The sequence below is a fragment of the Klebsiella sp. MPUS7 genome, from assembly GCF_009905335.1.
Taxonomy (GTDB): Bacteria; Pseudomonadota; Gammaproteobacteria; order Enterobacterales; family Enterobacteriaceae; genus Klebsiella; species Klebsiella grimontii.
Genome location: NZ_CP047604.1, coordinates 3,214,325 through 3,231,858, shown reverse-complemented (window position 1 = coordinate 3,231,858; position 17,534 = coordinate 3,214,325). Strand labels below are relative to the sequence as shown.

Below are 17,534 nucleotides of genomic sequence, written 5' to 3'. Positions count from 1 at the left end.
TCAAAATAACTCAAATTTAGCCGGGAATTATATCCCACTGACGACCCCTTGTGTCACGATATTTTTCTGCCATTCGCCACGTCATATCGCGCTTTGGCTACCGTGTATACAAGAGTATACCATCTGAAATTGCGGCGACGCGGCGCTAGCGGCGAACGATTTCCGCCAGTAAAAGTCGGGCGTCCGCAGACTGCGGTAACAGCTCGCCTGGCGATTCGTCCTGCCACCAGATCCCGAAGCCGGCCTGATAAACCGCGTCAGCCAGCCGCCAGCTACCCTGGAGAATCCATGCGATGCCCTCCGCGGCGGGCCGCTGTCCTTCCGCGATGACGTTCACGCGCGCCGCGGCGCGCGTGCGCTGGGTCATAATATTGAAGTCCAGACCGCGTCCGCTGATGCCTTCGCTGGCAATAGGCCACTCGCCGGCAAACGCCCACGGTTGCCAGCGCTCAAGGCGCTGGGCGATATCATCGCCCCGTAGCCACAGCGGCTGTCCCTCAAGCAGGGTGATGACCCGGTCAACGCCGGGAAAAGGGGAGAACGGACCGTCGTTTTCCAGCGTGGCGATACTGGCGCGCCAGAGGAACGGCGCGTCCGGCGAGGCAATGCTGACGATTTCGCGCGTTTCCCCGCGGCCATTTTTCCACGGCGTCACGGGCAGGGTAGAAAATTGAACCGGATCAATCATCGAAGTTTACGCCTCAGATTATTTGCCGTCTTTACGCCAGGCATCGGCAGTGAGCGCCTCGCCGAAATGGCCGGCAATCAGGCGTTTCGTCAGGTCGTGCAGCGGAGAGGCCAGCACGTCCGCGGTACTGCCGCGTTCGACCACTTCCCCTTGATGCATCACCAGCACCTGATCGCTGATGTGCTTCATCATGCCCAGATGCTGAGTCACGTAAATATAGGAGATACCTTGTTTTTCCTGCAGCTCCAGCATCAGGTTAATCAGCTGCGAGCGCATTGACATATCCAGCGACGCCAGCGCTTCATCGCAGACGATGACCTTCGGGCGCAGGATCAGCGCGCGCGCCAGGCCCAGACGTTGTTTCTGTCCCGGCGCCAGCATATGCGGGTAGTAGCTGACGTGGTCCGGCAGCAGGCCGACCATGCGCAACGTTTCGATAATCTGCTTCTGCCGCGCTTCGGGTTCGAGGTCGGTATTCAGGCGCAGCGGAAAATCGAGGATTTGCGAAATGCGCTGCCGGGGATTGAGCGAGGTCGACGGATCCTGAAAGATCATGCGAATCTTCTGGCTGCGAAAAGAGTAATCGCCAAACGCCAGCGGGCGATCGTCAATCAGCAGTTCGCCGGTGCTGGGTTCGACCATTCCGGCGAGCATTTTCGCCAGCGTTGACTTGCCGGAACCGTTCTCGCCGATAATCGCCAGGGTCTGGCGCTCGCGCAGGGTAAAGCTTAGTGGCTTGACCGCTTCCACCGTTTGCCGATGAAACCAGCCGGTGCGGTAGCGAAAGGTCTTACTCAGATTGCGCACTTCAAGCAATGTTTCGACCATTTCACTCTTTCTCCATGTTCAGCGGGAAATGACAGGCATAGAGGTGGTTACGTGCGCCTACCAGCCGGGGCGTTTCGATACATTCGCGCTGGGCATAAGGGCAGCGCGGCCCGAGCCGGCAGCCGATGGGCAGCTGTTCGAGCAGTGGGATCGCCCCCGGCAGGGTATTGAGCCGGCTCTTGTGCGGCATGGCGCTACCGAAATCGGGAATCGCCCGAATCAGCGCCTGGGTGTAGGGGTGATGAGGAATCGTCACCAGCTCTTCGCTCGGTGCGGTTTCCACCGTCTGCCCGCAGTACATCACGTTGATTTTGTCCGCCCATTTACTGAGCATCTGCATATCGTGACTGATCAGCAAAATGGTGGTGTTGTTGTTTTGGTTTAACCGCGTTAGCAGGCGGATAATTTGCGCCTGCGTTGTGGGCTCCATGGCGTTGGTCGGCTCGTCGGCGATCAGCAGCCGCGGCTGGTTAGCCAGCGCGATGGCGATCATGACCTTCTGGCACTCTCCGTCCGTCAGCTCATAGGGGAAGCTGCGCATCGCATCTTTATGGTCTTTAATCCCCACGCGGTGCAGAAGCTCGATGGCGCGCCGCTTGCGCCAGCCCAGGCGCTGCCACCAGCGTCCTTTAAAGGTCCAGCCGGGGATATTCTGCGTCAGCTGCTGGCCGATACGTTCGGAAGGGTCGAGACAGGATTGCGGCTCCTGAAAAATCATCGAGACGTTGTGGCCCACCAGCTTACGCCGCTCGCGCACCGACAGACGCAGCAGATCGATATCATCGAAGCGCATGCGGTCGGCGGTCACCCGCCAGTTGTCCTTGGTGACGCCGCAAATCGCTTTAGCTATAAGGCTTTTACCCGAGCCGGACTCCCCGACGAGGCCGCGTATTTCCCCCTCGGCGAGAGTCAGGCTGACGCGATCGACGGCTTTTACCCAGCCTTCGCTGGTCTTGAACTCAATGGTTAAATTTCGGATATCGAGTAACGGCATTATTCCACCCCGGCGATGATGGCGCGGCGGATCCCGTCGCCCAGCAGATTAACCAGCAGGACGCTTATCATGATTGCCGCGCCCGGCAGCATCACCGTCCACGGCGCCACGTAAATCAGCTCCAGCGCGTCGCCGAGCATCGCTCCCCATTCGGGAGAAGGAAGCTGCGCGCCGAGGTCGAGGAAGCCCAGCGCGGCGATATCGAGGATCGCCATCGACAGCGCGCGGGTGATCTCAGTGACCAGGCCAGAGGTAATGTTCGGCAGCACCGCGAACCATAAAATATTTAGCGTCGAGGCTCCGTCAAGGCGGGCGGCGATAACGTACTCTTTTTCCAGTTCGTCATGCACCATGCTGTAAACCGAACGCACCATCCGCGGCAGAAGCGCCAGCCAGACGGCGAACATCGCGTGGCTGAGGTGCGGCCCGGCGAAGGCGACCACGATAATGGCCAGCAGCAGGGACGGGATCGACAGCAGCGTGTCAAGAATATGGTTCATCACCGCCGACCGCAGGCCGTGAGTGGACCCGGCAATCACGCCGAGCACCAGCCCCAGCAGGGCGGCGCCGAGCGTTACCACAAATGCGCCGCCGACCGTTGGCGCCGCACCGCTCAGCAGGCGGCTCAGGACATCGCGACCGAGATCGTCAGTACCGAGAAAGAACGACACTTCGCCGTACCGCGACCATGACGGCGGCAGCAGCTGATAGCCGAGGAACTGCTGGTCGATGCCGTAAGGGGCGAACCAGCCGCCGAAAACGCACAGTAGCGCCAGCGCCGCGCAGCCGTACAGGCCGATCATCGCGGTCGTATCGCCGTAGAATTTTCGCCATACGGTGCGCAGCGCGCCAGGCGGGCGCTTCTCCAGATAGACGCTATCGTAGGGCATACCATTCCTTATGTTTCAGTGGGTTTGCCATCGCACCCAAAATATCGGATATCACGTTCACAATAATCACCAGCGCGCCGATGACCATCACGCCCGCCGAGATCGCGGCGTAGTCCTGTTGACGAATGGCGTTGATGAGCCAGCGGCCGAGCCCCGGCCAGCTAAAGACCATTTCGGTAATCATCGCCAGCGTTAGCATGGTGGAGAACTGCAGCCCCAGGCGTGGGATCACCGGCGGTAGGGCGTTGTGCAGGACGTGGCGGTGTAAAATTGTCCGCCGCGATACGCCGCGGGTGGCGGCGGCTTTGACATAGTTGGTGTCGTACACTTCGCTGGTGCTGATGCGCATCAGACGGATCACTTCCGTCGTCGGCGCCACCGCCAGGGTCAGTACCGGCAGCACCATGTGCCGCGCCGCGCTGACGATCATTTCATGACGCCACGGCGAATCAGAGAGCCATGCGTCGATCAGCGCAAAGCCGGTGACCGATTTCACTTCATAGAGAAGGTCGAAGCGCCCGGAAACCGGAAACCAGCCCAGGGTGAGGGAGAAGAACAGGGTCAGCAGCAGCGCTAGCCAGAAGACGGGAATCGAAAAGCCCAGCAGCGCCAGGGCGCTGATCAGGGTATCTGGCCACTTATTGCGCATGATCCCCGCCAGCATACCGACGGGGATCCCGATCACCAGCGCAAAACCGAAGGCGAGGATACAGAGCTCCATGGTAGCGGGAAAGACCTCTTTAAGCTGTTCGGAAATCAGCTGTCCGTTGATGCTGGAAACGCCGAAATCCCAGTGCAGCACCCCCTCAAACCAGAAGAGCCAGGCGTTCCACAGGGAGGCGCCCTGTAGCGGCGCGTGGGGCGTAAAGTAGCTCAGGCTAAAACCGACAAAGGTCAGCAGGAAGAGGGTAATCAGCAGCAGCAGCAGGCGACGCAGGGTAAAAATAATCATGGTTTTTTCACCTCGTCTTCTTTTTCCCGCGAGACGCCTGCAAAAGAGGCGTTGCCAAACGGGCTCAGCACCAGGCCTTTCATATCGTAACGATAGGCCTGTAAACGCAGGGAGGAGGCCAGCGGCAGCACCGGTAGTTCATCGGCAAGAATGCGCTGCGCCTCTTTATAGGCTTCGATGCGCGAGGCCAGCTGCTGCGAAGTGAGCGCCTTTTGCAGCACCTCGTCGAATTCGCGATGACACCAGTGAGCATAGTTGGTTTGCGAGGCAATCGCCGCGCAGCTCAAGAGCGGACGGAAAAAACTGTCCGGATCGTTACTGTCCGTTGCCCAGCCGGAAAGCGTCAGGTCGTGGTTCATATCCATTAATCTGGCCTCCTGAAAACGGCCTTCGACCGGCATAATAATCACCTTCACGCCAATTTGCGCCATATCCGCCTGGATAAGCTCGGCGGTTTTTAGCGGGCTGGGGTTCCAGGCCTGCGAGCTGGTGGGCACCCACAGCTTAAGCGTGAGCTTTTCCAGCCCCAGGGCTTTCAGCCGGGCGCGGGCTTCGGTGGGGTTATATTCGGTGATCCTGGCTTCGTTATCGTAGGCCCATGAAGCGCGAGGCAGCATGGACGCCGCGGTTTCCGCCGTGCCGTAGTAGATCGACTGCATCAGGCGCTGGTTGTTGATGGCCAGCGCCAGCGCGTGGCGTACCTCCGGGTTATCGAGCGGCGCCTTAGCGGTGTTAAACGCCAGCCAGGCGATATTCATTCCCGGACGCAGGGTCAGGCGCAGGCGCGGGTCATCGCGCAGAATAGAGAGCTGGCTTGCGGCGGGCCAGGCCAGCACGTCGCACTCGCCGGTCAGCAGTTTCGACAAGCGACCGGTGCCGCCGGAGCCGAGATCGACCACCACCTGCGGCATCAGCGGTTTACCGCGCCAGTAGGCCGGATGGCGCTGCAAGCGGATGTACTGACCGCTGCGGTACTCCGCCAGCTGGAACGGACCGGTGCCGACCGGTTGCCGATCGATCATTTCCTGACGATCGCTCTGCGCCAGCTTCGCGGCATACTCTGCCGACATCACCGAGGCGTAGTGGGTGGCCAGGTGCCAGAGGAACGAGGCGTCCGGGCGTTTGAGGCGAAACTCCACGCTATGACTATCCAGCTTCCGCACGCTTTCCACGCTGTCGGCAAACTGTAAGCTATCGAAATAGGGGAAGCTGCTGCCGTTAACGTTGTGCCACGGGTGGTCGCGATTAAAAATGCGGCCAAAGGTGAAAATCACGTCATCGGCATTAAAATTGCGGGTCGGTTTGAACCAGGCGGTGGTCTGGAAAGGCACGTTGTTGCGCAGATGGAAGCGGTAAGTTGCGCCGTTGTCCAGCACCTCCCAGCTTTCAGCCAGTTCGGGGACCAGACGATAGGTATAAGGATCGACATCAAGCAGGCGGTCGTAGAGCTGGGCGGCCAGGGTATCGACGATCAGGCCGCTGCTGACTTTTTGTGGGTTAAAGGTGTTGACCTGACCGCTGACGCAATACACAAAGCCGCTATCGCGAATGTCGGCGTGCGCAGGCAGCGCGGGCGCGGCAAAAGCTTGCCCGCACAGCATAGATACCGCTGCCAGGAGAGAAGACAATTTCAGGCGCATAGTTTCTTTTTGATTATAGAGCAAGGCTCTATCTTATTAATATTAAATAACATTTACCACCACCTTATTGCTTATGGAGATAATATAAGCGATGGTTGCGTCGGTTATTTGACCAACGGATTCAAGTTCATACCGCTTATTAACTTCGAGTATACCTCGTAAATCACCCGACGTTTGGCATCAGGCAAGCAAGGGGTTGAGCAACGCGTATTTTCGATTCATCTGCTGCACGGCTTGAGGATGCTATGGGTATTGAGCATGGCGCTTATTTGCGTCGCAGCCCCGATATTCGCCACATGGTATCTTTTTATTTGCGGTTTCTCCAGCGAGCCGTATCCGCACGGCTCGCTGGATGTTGAGGCGTTAGAGGGGAAGGAGGCGGTTATAGCGGGCGATATAATCTTTGGGATTTATTTCCAGCTTTCCACCATCGTGATGGATGGCGACATAGGTACGCAGGACCAGGCCGCTGTTCTGCGGCGTAATTGTCCAGCCCTGTTGACGATATGAATCTTCGGTTGAGCGGATAAGCAGGTCCGAAAAGATCATCATGACCGAAAGCGCCGGCGCGCGGTGGCTTTTCATGGTATGGACCAGGCTGACGTGCGCCGCATAGCGGCCAAGCGTAGAAGGATTAACCGGAATCATCTTTATTTTCAGTCCATTGAGTCATGATGCGCCGATGATAGTTCACATGAAGATATCTTGCTAGTTACAATTTTTTAACTACATGGGAACCGGCTCCCGCGTAGTCAAACGCCATTTTCCACGGCACAGGTCGCTTGCGGGAAGAAATCTCAATGTGACGCTGTCACTTTTAGTCCGTGAGCGGCGTGAATTCATAAAGCGCCAGCGCGTTGCTCTCCAGCGTGTCGACAAGCTGCCAGCGGTCGCTATCCGGCGTCTCTTCGCTGACGCGCAGCGCCGGGCGCGCCCGGTGCATCAGCCAGCGATAGTCCTCCTCGTCCGGCCCGCTTTGGCTGCGAAAGGCCTCGAATAGCGGGAAGAGCGCGCCATGGTGCTGATCGAACAGATGCTGTTTGATTCGCCAGCGCCCCTCAAGGCCGAGGAGCCGCACGCTCCAGGGCTGACTGAAGCGCTGGGTAAACGCCTCCTCGCTGGAGAGCCAGGGGTTGAACACCACCGTGTTGCGCAGCAGCAGCTGATAATGGCCGTGATGGCGCAACAGCAGCAAGTTCTTGTCGTTGATCAACACCTCGCCCCGCAGTCTGCGCCATAGCCACAATACCCAGTAGACCGGTCGCGGCAGACCGTGGAGATAGTGCAGCGCCAGACTGGAGGTATCCAGCTTGCCGTTAGCCCGGGCTTCTCCCTGCAATCCGGAATTCAGCCAGAACCCTGCCAGCCAAACCCGATCCGCCAGTCCCAGCAAATTATCCATCAGCAGCGCGCCGCGAAAGAAACGGCCGTTGGTATCGCGGGTATCACCGGTGAGGGTATTCCACGAGAGCAGCCAAAGCGGCAGCAGGAGATGCCGCTGGCGTAGGGCGCTATGGAGCTTGCGTAATTTGTGTACCGGATAGTTTTCGCTGGCGGCCAGCTTCTGGCTGTCAATCTGCGCCAGATCCAGCAGTTCGTTGGCATCGGCCTGGCAGGCAAGAAAATCCGCCTCGGCCAGCAGCGGTGAGCGCAGAAGGGGATCGTCCTCTACCTGTTGGGGAAAACGGTGCCAGATCCCCAGCGCCGACTGCGGCGATAGCCTCTGCAGGATCGCTTTTTGTTGCCGCCAGGCGTGCTGGCGCGCCTCATCGCTGGCCTGGGGGGACCAGTGCCAGACGAAGCGCCAGCTGGCCAGGGTTGTCGGCGGAAAATGGTTGGCGGAGAGCCGCAGAAAGCGTTGCAGCAGATCGCCGCGGGTGGTGAGCCCGGTATGCAGTATGACCGCCCAGCCCATTGTCGCCAGCCAGCTAAATATGCGCTGCAGATTATACCAGCAGGCGTAGCCGGCCATTTGCGGATCGTCCCAGCCGGTGCTGAACAGACGGCTGCTGAGAAACGGATCGTGAATATCGATGGCGAATATCGGCAGCGCGCCGTGCAGCTGTTCCAGCTCGCGGCGGACATCCTCGCGCAGCAGATCGTCCAGTTCACGAACGGTCACGACCATGCGGGTGTGACGCAGCGGCGTGGCACGCGCCGGCAGTTCACGCACATCAAGATGGCGGGTTTGCTGGGGATTGAGCCGCAGCGGCGGGCTATCCAGGCCGTTGGTTTGTGGCGCATTGAGCCGGGCGTACAGCCGATCGATTGACACCGGCTGCCATCGCTCGGTCTGCTGTAGGTGCGGGCGGGGAGATTCGACCGGCTTCTGCGGGTGCTGCTGGCGGAACTGGCGCGGCGTCAGGCCGTGCTCGCGTTTAAACAGGTCGCTCATCACCCGGCTGCTGGCGAAGCCATGCTGCTGGGCGATCTGCTGCACCGACCTGCGCGTGGCCGTCAGTTGCTCGGCGGCCTTGCGCAGGCGCAGCCCGGTAATGTACTGCATAAAGCTGACGCCTACCTCTTTGCGGAACAGACGCGACAGCCAGGCCTCGGAAACAAACTCCGCGGCGGCAATCTCCTGCAGCGACAGGCGCCGTTGATAGTTGGCGTCGATTCGCGCCACCACTCGGTTAATTCGCTGACTCCAGCGTTCGGCGCCGCGAGGCGCCTGGGCGGTCAGAGGACGGCTGAAGCGTGACGCCAGCAGAAGGGCGATTTCGCTAAGCCAGCGGTTGGCCTCCAGCCGATAGTGGGCCTGCGGATTGACCAGGCCGAGGACCAGCAGCTGGCGCATCAGATAACGTAGCGTGTCCTCGGCATCGCGCGTTTCGCTGCTGATCTGGTAGCCGGCCGCAAAAAAATCGCCATCAAGGCGCGTTAGCCACCCGGCGCTGAGCGACAGCGTCATCACTACATTCGCCGTCTTGCTGCTCAGGCGCCAGCGGTGGCTGCGGTTGACTATCGCCAGCTCATCCTGCTGAAGGTATCGACCCGTCTCTTCATTGTGGAGCTCGGCGCTGCCCTCCAGCAGCCATATCAACGTCAGCGCATCGGTTTCCTCTTCGCGACACTGACGGATATCACGAACCGCTACCTGAAAGTCGCCTGAATGATGGTCCACCGTCGCCTCCTGGAGACAAAAAACAGCACGTCATTTTTTGTCATAACCGTTTTGTATGAAAAACACTCATTAATAATCCGTCACTATAAAACAAAAAAGCGCATTTTAAAGCCGTCAGGGATGCATAAACTCGAAAGTGTCGTGCATACACAACACAGGAATAATAAAAATGACACACCCGATTATTGAGGCATTACAGGTTAACGAGGCGCAGTTTGTCGCGCTTCGCCGCCGTTTCCATCAACAGCCGGAAATCGGTTTTGAAGAGCATAAAACCAGCGAAGAGGTTGCCCGCCTGCTCGGCGAATGGGGCTATCAGGTTCACCGTGGTCTGGCGGGCACCGGCGTGGTCGCTACCTTAAGCGCGGGCGACGGCAAAAAACGCCTGGGGCTAAGGGCGGATATGGACGCGCTGCCGATGCAGGAGATGAGCGGCAAGGCGTGGGCCAGCCGGGTCGATGGACGTTTTCACGGCTGCGGCCACGACGGCCATACCACCACGCTATTGTACGCCGCGGAATATCTGGCGCGTACCCGACAGTTTAACGGCACGCTACAGCTTATTTTTCAGCCCGCCGAAGAGCTGCTCTACGGCGGTCGGGTCATGCTCGAAGACGGCCTGTTTGACCAGTTTCCCTGCGATGCCATTTTTGGCCTGCATAATATGCCGGGGCAGCCGTTAGGTAGAGTTGGCCTGCGCGATGGAGCGATGATGGCCTCCTCGGACACTCTCCATATTGAAGTCAAAGGGGTGGGCGGCCACGGCGCGGTGCCGGAGCATACCGTCGACGCCACGCTGGTGGCCTGTCATATCACTCTGGCGCTGCAATCGATTGTTTCCCGCAACATCACGCCGTTTGAACCGGCGGTGGTGACCGTGGGCAGCATTCAGGCCGGGCACGCGCCGAACATTATCAACGACAAGGTGTTAATGAAGCTCACGGTTCGCACCTTGAACGAACAGGTTCGCGAGACCGTCCTGCAGCGCATCCACGATATCGCCGTCGCTCAGGCCGAGAGCTTTAACGCCAGCGCCGCCTTAACCCACGTAAACGGTAGCCCGGTTTTAAGGAACGATCCGGTAGCCAATGAGATGGTACGCACGGTGGCGACCGCGCTGTTTGGCGAGGCGCAGGTCGGCGAGGTGAAACCGTTTATGGGCAGCGAAGACTTTGCTTTTATGCTTGAGCGCAATCCGAACGGCTGCTATTTCACCCTCGGGGCCGGGGACGAAGCGGATCGCTGCATGGTGCATAACCCCGGATACGACTTCAACGATGCGCTGTTGCTGAAAGGCGCCGCGCTGTGGTGCGCCCTGACGGAACACTACTTGCGTTAATGTCCGCAACGAAGAGGACCCTGCTATGAGTTCTGTATCGCTAAGCGAAGCGCAGTTCGTCGGCACCGATCGTCTGCTGGCGGGTATTGTATTGAGCGTTCTGACCTTCTGGCTGTTTGCCCAGTCGGTGATTAACGTGGTTCCGGCGATGAAAAGCAGCCTCGATATTTCGCTGGAAACCCTGACCCTGGCGGTGAGCCTGAGCGCCTTATTCAGTGGCTGCTTCGTGGTCGCCAGCGGCGGTCTGGCGGATAAATTCGGCCGCATGCGTATGACCTCGTTCGGCCTGATCCTCAGCATTGTCGGCAGCGCGATGCTGGTGCTGTCGCAGGGGCCCGCGCTGTTCCTGGCCGGGCGCGTTTTACAGGGGCTGTCGGCCGCCTGCATCATGCCGGCGACGCTGGCGTTAATTAAAACCTGGTACGAGGGCAAAGCGCGCCAGCGGGCGGTCAGCTTCTGGGTCATCGGCTCCTGGGGCGGCAGCGGGCTGTGCTCGTTTGTCGGCGGGGCGATTGCTACCGGACTGGGCTGGCGCTGGATCTTTGTTTTCTCCATCGCGGTAGCGCTGGCGGCGCTGTTGTTGCTGCGCGGTACGCCGGAAAGCCGTAGCGCCAGCGCGCAGCAGCATAAGCTGGACATCAGCGGCCTGATTAGCCTGATCCTTGCGCTGGTGCTGTTAAATCTGTTTATCAGCAAAGGCCACGGCTGGGGCTGGACCAGCGCAACCTCGCTGGCGATGCTGGCCGGCGCGCTGGCCTCGGGGCTGTTTTTTATCCGCAACGGCCAGCGTAAGGGCGACGCGGCGCTGATTGATTTCGCGCTGTTTCGCAACCGGGCCTACAGCGCGGCGGTGCTGTCAAACTTTATGCTCAACGGCGCCATCGGTACCATGATGATTGCCAGTATCTGGCTCCAGCAGGGGCATCATCTGAGCCCGCTGGAGAGCGGCATGATGACGCTTGGCTACCTGGTCACCGTGCTGGCGATGATCCGCGTCGGCGAGAAGCTATTGCAACGCTACGGCGCGCGTCTGCCGATGATGACCGGCCCGGTCTTTACCGCCGTTGGCATTCTGCTTATCTCCTGTACCTTTCTCGATAAATCGACCTATATCGTCACGGTCTTTTTCAGCAACGTGCTGTTTGGCTTTGGGCTGGGCTGCTACGCCACCCCGTCAACGGATACCGCGGTGGTCAACGCTCCTGAGAATAAGGTCGGCGTGGCCTCGGGGATCTATAAGATGGGGAGTTCGCTCGGCGGGGCGATGGGGATAGCGGTGACAGCGTCACTTTTTGCGCTGTTCTTACCGCTGGGGATGGCCAGCGCGGCGCAGTACGCGCTGTGGTTTAACGCCGCGCTCTGTCTTGGGTCAATGGCGCTGAGCGCGCTGCTGCTTCCGCGTACAGGTCAAAGCTGATGCTTTTTCAGCAGCGCCCGCAGCTGGTGGTAGGTGAGGCCCAGTAGTTCGGCCGCCTGCTTTTGATTGTACTTCGCCTGTTCGAGGCTTCTCTCGAGCAGGCTTTTTTCTTGCTCCTGCTGGAAAGCGCGTAAATCGAGCGGCAGCGTGGGGCCAGGCGTCTTCTCCACTTCGACGGGCGTCGCCGTGTGCTGCTGGCGGAAGGGGTTAATAATAATATTATCCAGCTCGCGTTCGCTGCTGCCGTGGCGGTAGACCGAACGTTCAACCACGTTTTTTAATTCACGGATATTTCCCGGCCAGCGGTAGTTTTGCAGCGTCTCGGCGGCGCGTTCGCTAAAGCCGGGAAACAGCGGTAATCCGAGCTCGCGGCACATCTGGATGGCAAACTGGGTGGCGAGCAGCATGATATCGCCCTGGCGCTCGCGCAGCGGCGGCAGCTGCACCACATCAAAGGCCAGACGGTCGAGAAGGTCGGCGCGAAAAAGCCCGTCTTCCACCATTTGCGGCAGGTCGGCGTTGGTCGCGCACACCAGGCGGACGTTAACCTGCAGCGGCTGGCTGCCGCCGACGCGCTCGAGTTCGCCATACTCAATCACGCGCAGCAGCTTTTCCTGTACCAGCATCGGTGCGGTGGCCAGCTCATCGAGAAACAGGGTACCGCCGTCGGCGCGCTCGAAGCGCCCCGGGTGACGTTTACTGGCCCCCGTAAAGGCGCCGGCCTCATGCCCGAACAGCTCCGAATCGAGCAGGTTTTCATTGAGCGCCGCGCAGTTGAGCGAGATAAATGGCCCCTGCCAGCGGGAAGAGAGGAAGTGCAGACGGCTGGCGATCAGCTCCTTGCCGGTTCCGCGCTCGCCAATCACCAGCACCGGTTTATCGAGCGGCGCCAGTCTTGAGACCTGCTCAAGCACCTCAAGAAAGCTATTGGCCTCGCCGAGCAGGTTGTCCTTGTAATCCGCCATGATGAATTTCGCCATTTAGTAGTGTGATTCACCAGGTCACTTTAGCAATGCGCTGGCCAGATAACAACCACTTCCATTAAAATCAATAAGATAAAAACTTGGCACGGCAATTGTATTAGTCATGGCACAGGCCGGTGCCTGACACCAGAACTATGAGGATTGAAATTATGGGTATTTTTTCTCGTTTTGCCGACATCGTGAACGCCAACATCAACTCCCTGCTGGAGAAAGCAGAAGATCCGCAGAAGCTGGTTCGACTGATGATTCAGGAGATGGAAGACACGCTGGTTGAAGTGCGTTCGACCTCCGCGCGAGCGTTGGCTGAAAAGAAACAGCTGAGCCGTCGTATTGAACAGGCCGTTGCCCAGCAGGCGGAATGGCAGGAAAAAGCCGAACTGGCGCTGCGCAAAGAGAAAGAGGATCTGGCCCGTGCGGCGCTGATTGAAAAGCAAAAGCTGACCGACCTTATCGGCAGCCTGGAAAACGAAGCGCAGCTAGTTGATGAAACGCTGGCGCGGATGAAAAAAGAGATTGGCGAGCTGGAAAACAAACTCAGCGAAACCCGCGCCCGCCAGCAGGCGCTGATGCTGCGTCATCAGGCCGCAAGCTCCTCCCGCGACGTTCGTCGTCAGCTGGACAGCGGCAAGATTGACGAGGCGATGGCGCGTTTTGAATCATTTGAACGTCGTATCGACCATATGGAAGCAGAAGCGGAAAGCCACCGCTTCGGCAAAGATAAGTCGTTGGATCAGCAGTTCGCCGATCTGAAAGCGGACGATGAAATCAGCGAGCAGCTGGCGGCGTTAAAAGCCAAAATGAATCAAAATAATCAGTAATCGTATTCGGGCGGCACCAAGACGTGCCGCCGCCATCTGCAAGGAGTTCATATGAGCATGCTTTTTCTCGCCATCCCATTGACGTTGTTTGTGCTGTTTGTGTTGCCGGTCTGGCTCTGGCTGCATTACAACAACCGTACCGCCAGCGGCAGCCTATCGCAGAATGAACAGCAGCGTCTGCTGCAGCTGACCGATGACGCGAAGCGCATGCGCGAGCGTATTCAGGCGCTGGAGGCGATTCTTGACGCTGAGCACCCGAACTGGAGAGAGAAATAATGGGCGGACTGGATCTGAGTAAAAAACTGTGGCGCATTCCGCAGCAGGGCATGGTGAAAGGGGTTTGCGCCGGTATTGCGCAGTATCTGGACGTGCCGGTAAAGCTGGTGCGCCTGATTACCGTACTGGCAATGATTTTTGGCCTGTTCCTGTTTGTGGTGGTGGCCTACATCATTCTCTCGTTTGCGCTGGATCCGATGCCGGAAAGCGAGCTGTATGGTGAAAAAACGCCGAGCAGCGGAGAGCTGTTGGCCGCCGCGGATAAGGAACTGGCAGCGGGGGAGCGTCGTCTGCGCGAAATGGAGCGCTACGTCACCTCTGATACCTTTTCGCTGCGCAGTCGTTTCCGCCAGCTATAACTGAAAGTTGAGGTTAATGATGAACATGAAATGGCAGCAGGCCGGACAAAAAGTCAAACCGGGTCTGAAAATCGCAGGCAAACTGGTGCTGCTCACCGCGCTGCGCTACGGCCCGGCGGGCGTCACTGGCTGGGCGGTAAAATCCGTCGCGCGTCGGCCGCTGAAAATGCTGCTGATGCTTGTTCTGGAACCCATGCTCAGCCGGGCGGCGCAGCGGTTTTCTAAACGTCGCGGATGGCGTATGTTATGAGTGCCTAAACACTCACACTATCAGGATGATAACATGCGAAAACTCCTTCTGGGTTTAGCGCTGGCGATGGCCTTACCCGCCTTCGCGGCAGAGCACTGGATCGATGTCCGCGTCCCGCAGCAGTATCAAAAAGAGCACGTCGTCGGGGCGGTGAATATCCCGCTGGCGGATTTAAAAACGCGGATTGCGGCGGAAATACCGGATAAAAACGATACCATTCACGTTTATTGCAACATTGGCCGGCAATCGGGCCAGGCTCAGCAGCTGCTGAGCGAAATGGGCTACACGCAGGTGGTTAACGCCGGCGGCCTCAGTGAGATAGCCAGGCCGAAAAGCGCCAGCAAATAATCGTTGGCCCCGTCGCAGCGGGGCTAATGCAATCTATTGATAATTATCTCTTTAGCCCTCATGTCTATTTCCCTCGTTCTTCAGGCTCAACAGGATGGCGATGAAGCGACTCAAAACAGAATTTAACGCGCTGATCAATCGTGGGGTTGATCGGCATCTTCGTCTGGCCGTCACCGGCCTTAGCCGCAGCGGCAAGACCGCCTTTATCACCGCGCTGGTCAATCAACTGCTGAATATTCACGCCGGCGCGCGGCTACCGCTGCTTAGCGCGGCCAGAGAAGAGCGCCTGCTGGGCGTCAAGCGCGTACCGCAGCGGGATTTTGGTATTCCGCGCTTCACCTATGATGAAGGGCTGGCCCAGCTCTACGGTCAGCCGCCGGTCTGGCCGACGCCCACCCGCGGCGTCAGCGAAATCCGCCTTGCTCTGCGCTATCGCTCTAACGATTCGCTGCTGCGCCATTTTAAAGAGACCTCAACTCTGTATCTGGAGATTGTCGATTATCCCGGCGAGTGGCTGCTGGATCTGCCGATGCTGGCCCAGGACTATCTGACCTGGTCACGGCAGATGACCGGACTACTGCAGGGGCAGAGGGCGGAGTGGTCGGCGCGATGGCGACAGCTATGCGAAGGTCTGGATCCGCTGGCGCCCGCCGATGAAACCCGTCTGGCGGAGATCGCCGCGGCGTGGACCGACTATCTGCACACCTGTAAGCGCGAAGGGATGCACTTTATTCAGCCAGGGCGCTTTGTGCTGCCCGGTGAAATGGCCGGCGCCCCGGCGCTGCAGTTCTTTCCCTGGCCGGATGTGGATGCCGCCGGTGAGGCTAAGCTGGCGCAGGCGGACAAACAGACCAATGCCGGAATGCTGCGCGAGCGTTTTAAATACTACTGCGAGAAAGTGGTAAAGGGCTTCTATAAAGATCATTTCCTGCGCTTCGATCGGCAAATCGTGCTGGTGGACTGCCTGCAGCCGTTGAACAGCGGGCCGCAGGCGTTTAACGATATGCGCCTGGCGCTGACGCAGCTGATGCAAAGTTTTCACTATGGCCAGCGCACGCTGTTTCGTCGCCTGTTCTCACCGGTTATCGATAAGCTGCTGTTCGCCGCGACTAAAGCCGATCACGTGACCGTCGATCAGCACAGCAATATGGTGTCGCTGCTGCAGCAACTGATACAGGACGCCTGGCAGAACGCAGCGTTTGAAGGCATCAGTATGGATTGCCTGGGGCTGGCGTCGATTCAGGCGACGCAGAGCGGGCTTATTGAGGTGAACGGCGAAAAGATCCCTGCGCTGCGAGGCCACAGGCTGAGCGACGGCCAGCCGCTGACCGTCTACCCCGGCGAGGTGCCCGCCCGTCTGCCGGGCCAGGCCTTCTGGGAACAGCAGGGTTTTCAGTTTGAAAACTTCCGCCCTCAGGTGATGGACGTTGATAAACCGCTGCCGCATATTCGCCTCGATGCGGCGCTGGAATTTTTGATCGGAGATAAATTGCGATGACCGAACCCTTAAAACCGCGTATCGATTTCGACGGCCCGCTGGAGGAGGAAAAGGCGCAAATTCTCAAGTCCGCGCGCGCGTTTGACGGCGCCGACGCGGCGAAATTCGCTCCCGCGCGGCTTGACGTTCTGCAAGATGAAGAGGGCGCGGCGGAAGCGGTAGTGGAGTCTGCGCTGCGGCCTAAGCGCAGCCTGTGGCGAAAAATGGTTAGCGCCGGGCTGGCTATCTTTGGCGTCAGCGTGGTGGCGCAGGGCGTGCAGTGGACGATGACCGCCTGGCAAACGCAGGACTGGATCGCCCTCGGCGGCTGCGCTGCCGGCGCCTTGATCGTCGGCGCGGGCGTCGGTTCGGTGGCCACCGAGTGGCGCCGGCTGTGGCGGCTACGCCAGCGTGCCCACGAGCGCGATGAGGCGCGGGATCTGATGCACAGCCATGCGGTCGGCAAAGGGCGCGCCTTTTGCGAGAAGCTGGCCCTGCAGGCGGGGCTCGATCAATCCCACCCGGCCCTGCAGCGCTGGTATGCGGCAATCCACGAAACGCAGAACGATCGTGAAGTGGTGAGCCTGTACGCGCAGATCGTACAGCCAGTACTGGATGCGCAGGCGCGGCGTGAAATCAGCCGTTCGGCGGCGGAGTCGACGCTGATGATCGCCGTCAGTCCGCTGGCGCTGGTGGATATGGCGTTTATCGCCTGGCGCAATTTACGGCTGATCAACCGCATCGCCACCCTCTACGGTATTGAGCTGGGCTACTACAGCCGCCTGCGCCTGTTCCGTCTGGTGCTGCTGAATATCGCTTTTGCCGGCGCCAGCGAGCTGGTGCGGGAAGTCGGGATGGACTGGATGTCGCAGGATCTGGCGGCCAGGCTATCGGCGCGCGCGGCGCAGGGGATTGGCGCCGGGCTGCTGACCGCGCGGCTGGGTATTAAGGCGATGGAACTCTGCCGCCCGCTGCCGTGGATCGCCGACGATAAACCGCGGCTGGGGGATTTTCGTCGCGAGCTGATCGGTCAGCTAAAAGATACCCTACAGAAGAGCAAAAACGCGCCGGAGAAATAGCGTTTTTGGGCATTCCCGGCTCGCGCTACGCTTAGCCGGGCTACGGCCGGTTGCCCTGATAAGTTGGTAGCC

18 protein-coding genes are annotated in these 17,534 nt (G+C 59.3%); 9 read left to right on the top strand and 9 right to left on the bottom strand.

Going from position 1 to position 17,534, the window contains the following annotated elements; all coding sequences use genetic code 11:
- Positions 1–145: 145 nt before the first annotated feature.
- The 8 genes from GUC22_RS15055 to GUC22_RS15020 form a co-directional block, all read right to left on the bottom strand.
- Positions 146–688 (bottom strand): HutD family protein, encoded by a 543-nt coding sequence (locus GUC22_RS15055; RefSeq protein WP_049130015.1) that lies wholly within the window; start codon positions 686–688, stop codon positions 146–148.
- Between the two features lie 18 nt (positions 689–706).
- On the bottom strand, positions 707–1,516 hold the full coding sequence (sapF, locus tag GUC22_RS15050) for a putrescine export ABC transporter ATP-binding protein SapF (protein WP_004139492.1): 810 nt from the start codon (positions 1,514–1,516) through the stop codon (positions 707–709).
- 1 nt (position 1,517) lies between these two features.
- Positions 1,518–2,510, bottom strand: coding sequence for a putrescine export ABC transporter ATP-binding protein SapD (gene sapD, locus GUC22_RS15045; protein WP_004121219.1), 993 nt, complete (start codon positions 2,508–2,510; stop codon positions 1,518–1,520).
- Entirely contained in the window at positions 2,510–3,400 is an 891-nt protein-coding gene (gene sapC / locus GUC22_RS15040; protein WP_004139490.1) for a putrescine export ABC transporter permease SapC, read from the bottom strand. The genes sapD and sapC overlap by 1 nt, the downstream gene beginning before the upstream one ends.
- Positions 3,387–4,352: a putrescine export ABC transporter permease SapB gene (gene sapB / locus GUC22_RS15035; RefSeq protein WP_004121215.1), complete on the bottom strand. Its 966-nt coding sequence runs from the start codon at positions 4,350–4,352 to the stop codon at positions 3,387–3,389. The genes sapC and sapB overlap by 14 nt, the downstream gene beginning before the upstream one ends.
- The gene (sapA, locus tag GUC22_RS15030) at positions 4,349–5,992 is read right to left on the bottom strand and encodes an ABC transporter substrate-binding protein SapA (RefSeq protein ID WP_160183606.1); all 1,644 of its coding nucleotides are present in this window, start codon (positions 5,990–5,992) and stop codon (positions 4,349–4,351) included. The genes sapB and sapA overlap by 4 nt, the downstream gene beginning before the upstream one ends.
- A 363-nt stretch (positions 5,993–6,355) precedes the next feature.
- Positions 6,356–6,640 carry a hypothetical protein gene (locus tag GUC22_RS15025; protein WP_004139305.1) on the bottom strand — a complete coding sequence of 95 codons (285 nt, stop codon included), beginning with the start codon at positions 6,638–6,640 and terminating at the stop codon, positions 6,356–6,358.
- A gap of 169 nt (positions 6,641–6,809) precedes the next feature.
- Positions 6,810–9,116, bottom strand: coding sequence for a helix-turn-helix domain-containing protein (locus GUC22_RS15020; protein WP_064342512.1), 2,307 nt, complete (start codon positions 9,114–9,116; stop codon positions 6,810–6,812).
- Positions 9,117–9,285: 169 nt separating this feature from the next.
- On the opposite strand from GUC22_RS15020, the gene GUC22_RS15015 reads away from it, so the two are divergent.
- Entirely contained in the window at positions 9,286–10,455 is a 1,170-nt protein-coding gene (locus GUC22_RS15015; protein ID WP_024360675.1) for a M20 aminoacylase family protein, read from the top strand.
- Positions 10,456–10,480: 25 nt separating this feature from the next.
- Positions 10,481–11,872 (top strand): MFS transporter, encoded by a 1,392-nt coding sequence (locus GUC22_RS15010; RefSeq protein ID WP_148865303.1) that lies wholly within the window; start codon positions 10,481–10,483, stop codon positions 11,870–11,872.
- Here GUC22_RS15010 and pspF read toward each other — a convergent pair.
- Positions 11,863–12,852 (bottom strand): phage shock protein operon transcriptional activator, encoded by a 990-nt coding sequence (gene pspF, locus GUC22_RS15005; RefSeq protein ID WP_177911261.1) that lies wholly within the window; start codon positions 12,850–12,852, stop codon positions 11,863–11,865. The two genes, GUC22_RS15010 and pspF, sit on opposite strands and share 10 nt — an antisense overlap.
- Positions 12,853–13,004: 152 nt before the next feature.
- Between pspF and pspA the strand changes: the two genes are divergently transcribed.
- The 7 genes from pspA (at position 13,005) to GUC22_RS14970 (ending at position 17,462) form a co-directional block, all read left to right on the top strand.
- On the top strand, positions 13,005–13,673 hold the full coding sequence (pspA, locus tag GUC22_RS15000; protein ID WP_004121203.1) for a phage shock protein PspA: 669 nt from the start codon (positions 13,005–13,007) through the stop codon (positions 13,671–13,673).
- Between the two features lie 51 nt (positions 13,674–13,724).
- Complete coding sequence (gene pspB / locus GUC22_RS14995) at positions 13,725–13,949, top strand: envelope stress response membrane protein PspB (protein ID WP_004101459.1); 225 nt, start codon at positions 13,725–13,727, stop codon at positions 13,947–13,949.
- Positions 13,949–14,308 carry an envelope stress response membrane protein PspC gene (pspC, locus tag GUC22_RS14990; RefSeq protein ID WP_004101461.1) on the top strand — a complete coding sequence of 120 codons (360 nt, stop codon included), beginning with the start codon at positions 13,949–13,951 and terminating at the stop codon, positions 14,306–14,308. The genes pspB and pspC overlap by 1 nt, the downstream gene beginning before the upstream one ends.
- A gap of 19 nt (positions 14,309–14,327) precedes the next feature.
- Entirely contained in the window at positions 14,328–14,558 is a 231-nt protein-coding gene (gene pspD, locus GUC22_RS14985; protein WP_049130031.1) for a phage shock protein PspD, read from the top strand.
- Positions 14,559–14,591: 33 nt separating this feature from the next.
- On the top strand, positions 14,592–14,906 hold the full coding sequence (pspE, locus tag GUC22_RS14980) for a thiosulfate sulfurtransferase PspE (protein WP_148865304.1): 315 nt from the start codon (positions 14,592–14,594) through the stop codon (positions 14,904–14,906).
- Between the two features lie 100 nt (positions 14,907–15,006).
- Complete coding sequence (locus GUC22_RS14975; protein ID WP_024360670.1) at positions 15,007–16,404, top strand: YcjX family protein; 1,398 nt, start codon at positions 15,007–15,009, stop codon at positions 16,402–16,404.
- Positions 16,401–17,462 carry a YcjF family protein gene (locus tag GUC22_RS14970; protein ID WP_049086263.1) on the top strand — a complete coding sequence of 354 codons (1,062 nt, stop codon included), beginning with the start codon at positions 16,401–16,403 and terminating at the stop codon, positions 17,460–17,462. The genes GUC22_RS14975 and GUC22_RS14970 overlap by 4 nt, the downstream gene beginning before the upstream one ends.
- Positions 17,463–17,534 lie beyond the last annotated feature (72 nt).

What these genes read in the sequence shown, in the direction of transcription:
- GUC22_RS15015 (WP_024360675.1), top strand. Translation starts at nt 9,286, where the DNA reads ATGACACACCCGATTATTGAGGCATTACAGGTTAACGAGGCGCAGTTT.
- sapD (WP_004121219.1), bottom strand. Translation starts at nt 2,510, where the DNA reads ATGCCGTTACTCGATATCCGAAATTTAACCATTGAGTTCAAGACCAGC.
- pspB (WP_004101459.1), top strand. Translation starts at nt 13,725, where the DNA reads ATGAGCATGCTTTTTCTCGCCATCCCATTGACGTTGTTTGTGCTGTTT.
- pspC (WP_004101461.1), top strand. Translation starts at nt 13,949, where the DNA reads ATGGGCGGACTGGATCTGAGTAAAAAACTGTGGCGCATTCCGCAGCAG.
- sapC (WP_004139490.1), bottom strand. Translation starts at nt 3,400, where the DNA reads ATGCCCTACGATAGCGTCTATCTGGAGAAGCGCCCGCCTGGCGCGCTG.
- pspE (WP_148865304.1), top strand. Translation starts at nt 14,592, where the DNA reads ATGCGAAAACTCCTTCTGGGTTTAGCGCTGGCGATGGCCTTACCCGCC.
- sapF (WP_004139492.1), bottom strand. Translation starts at nt 1,516, where the DNA reads ATGGTCGAAACATTGCTTGAAGTGCGCAATCTGAGTAAGACCTTTCGC.
- GUC22_RS15010 (WP_148865303.1), top strand. Translation starts at nt 10,481, where the DNA reads ATGAGTTCTGTATCGCTAAGCGAAGCGCAGTTCGTCGGCACCGATCGT.
- GUC22_RS14970 (WP_049086263.1), top strand. Translation starts at nt 16,401, where the DNA reads ATGACCGAACCCTTAAAACCGCGTATCGATTTCGACGGCCCGCTGGAG.
- pspF (WP_177911261.1), bottom strand. Translation starts at nt 12,852, where the DNA reads ATGGCGAAATTCATCATGGCGGATTACAAGGACAACCTGCTCGGCGAG.
- pspD (WP_049130031.1), top strand. Translation starts at nt 14,328, where the DNA reads ATGAACATGAAATGGCAGCAGGCCGGACAAAAAGTCAAACCGGGTCTG.
- GUC22_RS14975 (WP_024360670.1), top strand. Translation starts at nt 15,007, where the DNA reads ATGAAGCGACTCAAAACAGAATTTAACGCGCTGATCAATCGTGGGGTT.
- GUC22_RS15025 (WP_004139305.1), bottom strand. Translation starts at nt 6,640, where the DNA reads ATGATTCCGGTTAATCCTTCTACGCTTGGCCGCTATGCGGCGCACGTC.
- sapA (WP_160183606.1), bottom strand. Translation starts at nt 5,992, where the DNA reads ATGCGCCTGAAATTGTCTTCTCTCCTGGCAGCGGTATCTATGCTGTGC.
- GUC22_RS15055 (WP_049130015.1), bottom strand. Translation starts at nt 688, where the DNA reads ATGATTGATCCGGTTCAATTTTCTACCCTGCCCGTGACGCCGTGGAAA.
- pspA (WP_004121203.1), top strand. Translation starts at nt 13,005, where the DNA reads ATGGGTATTTTTTCTCGTTTTGCCGACATCGTGAACGCCAACATCAAC.
- sapB (WP_004121215.1), bottom strand. Translation starts at nt 4,352, where the DNA reads ATGATTATTTTTACCCTGCGTCGCCTGCTGCTGCTGCTGATTACCCTC.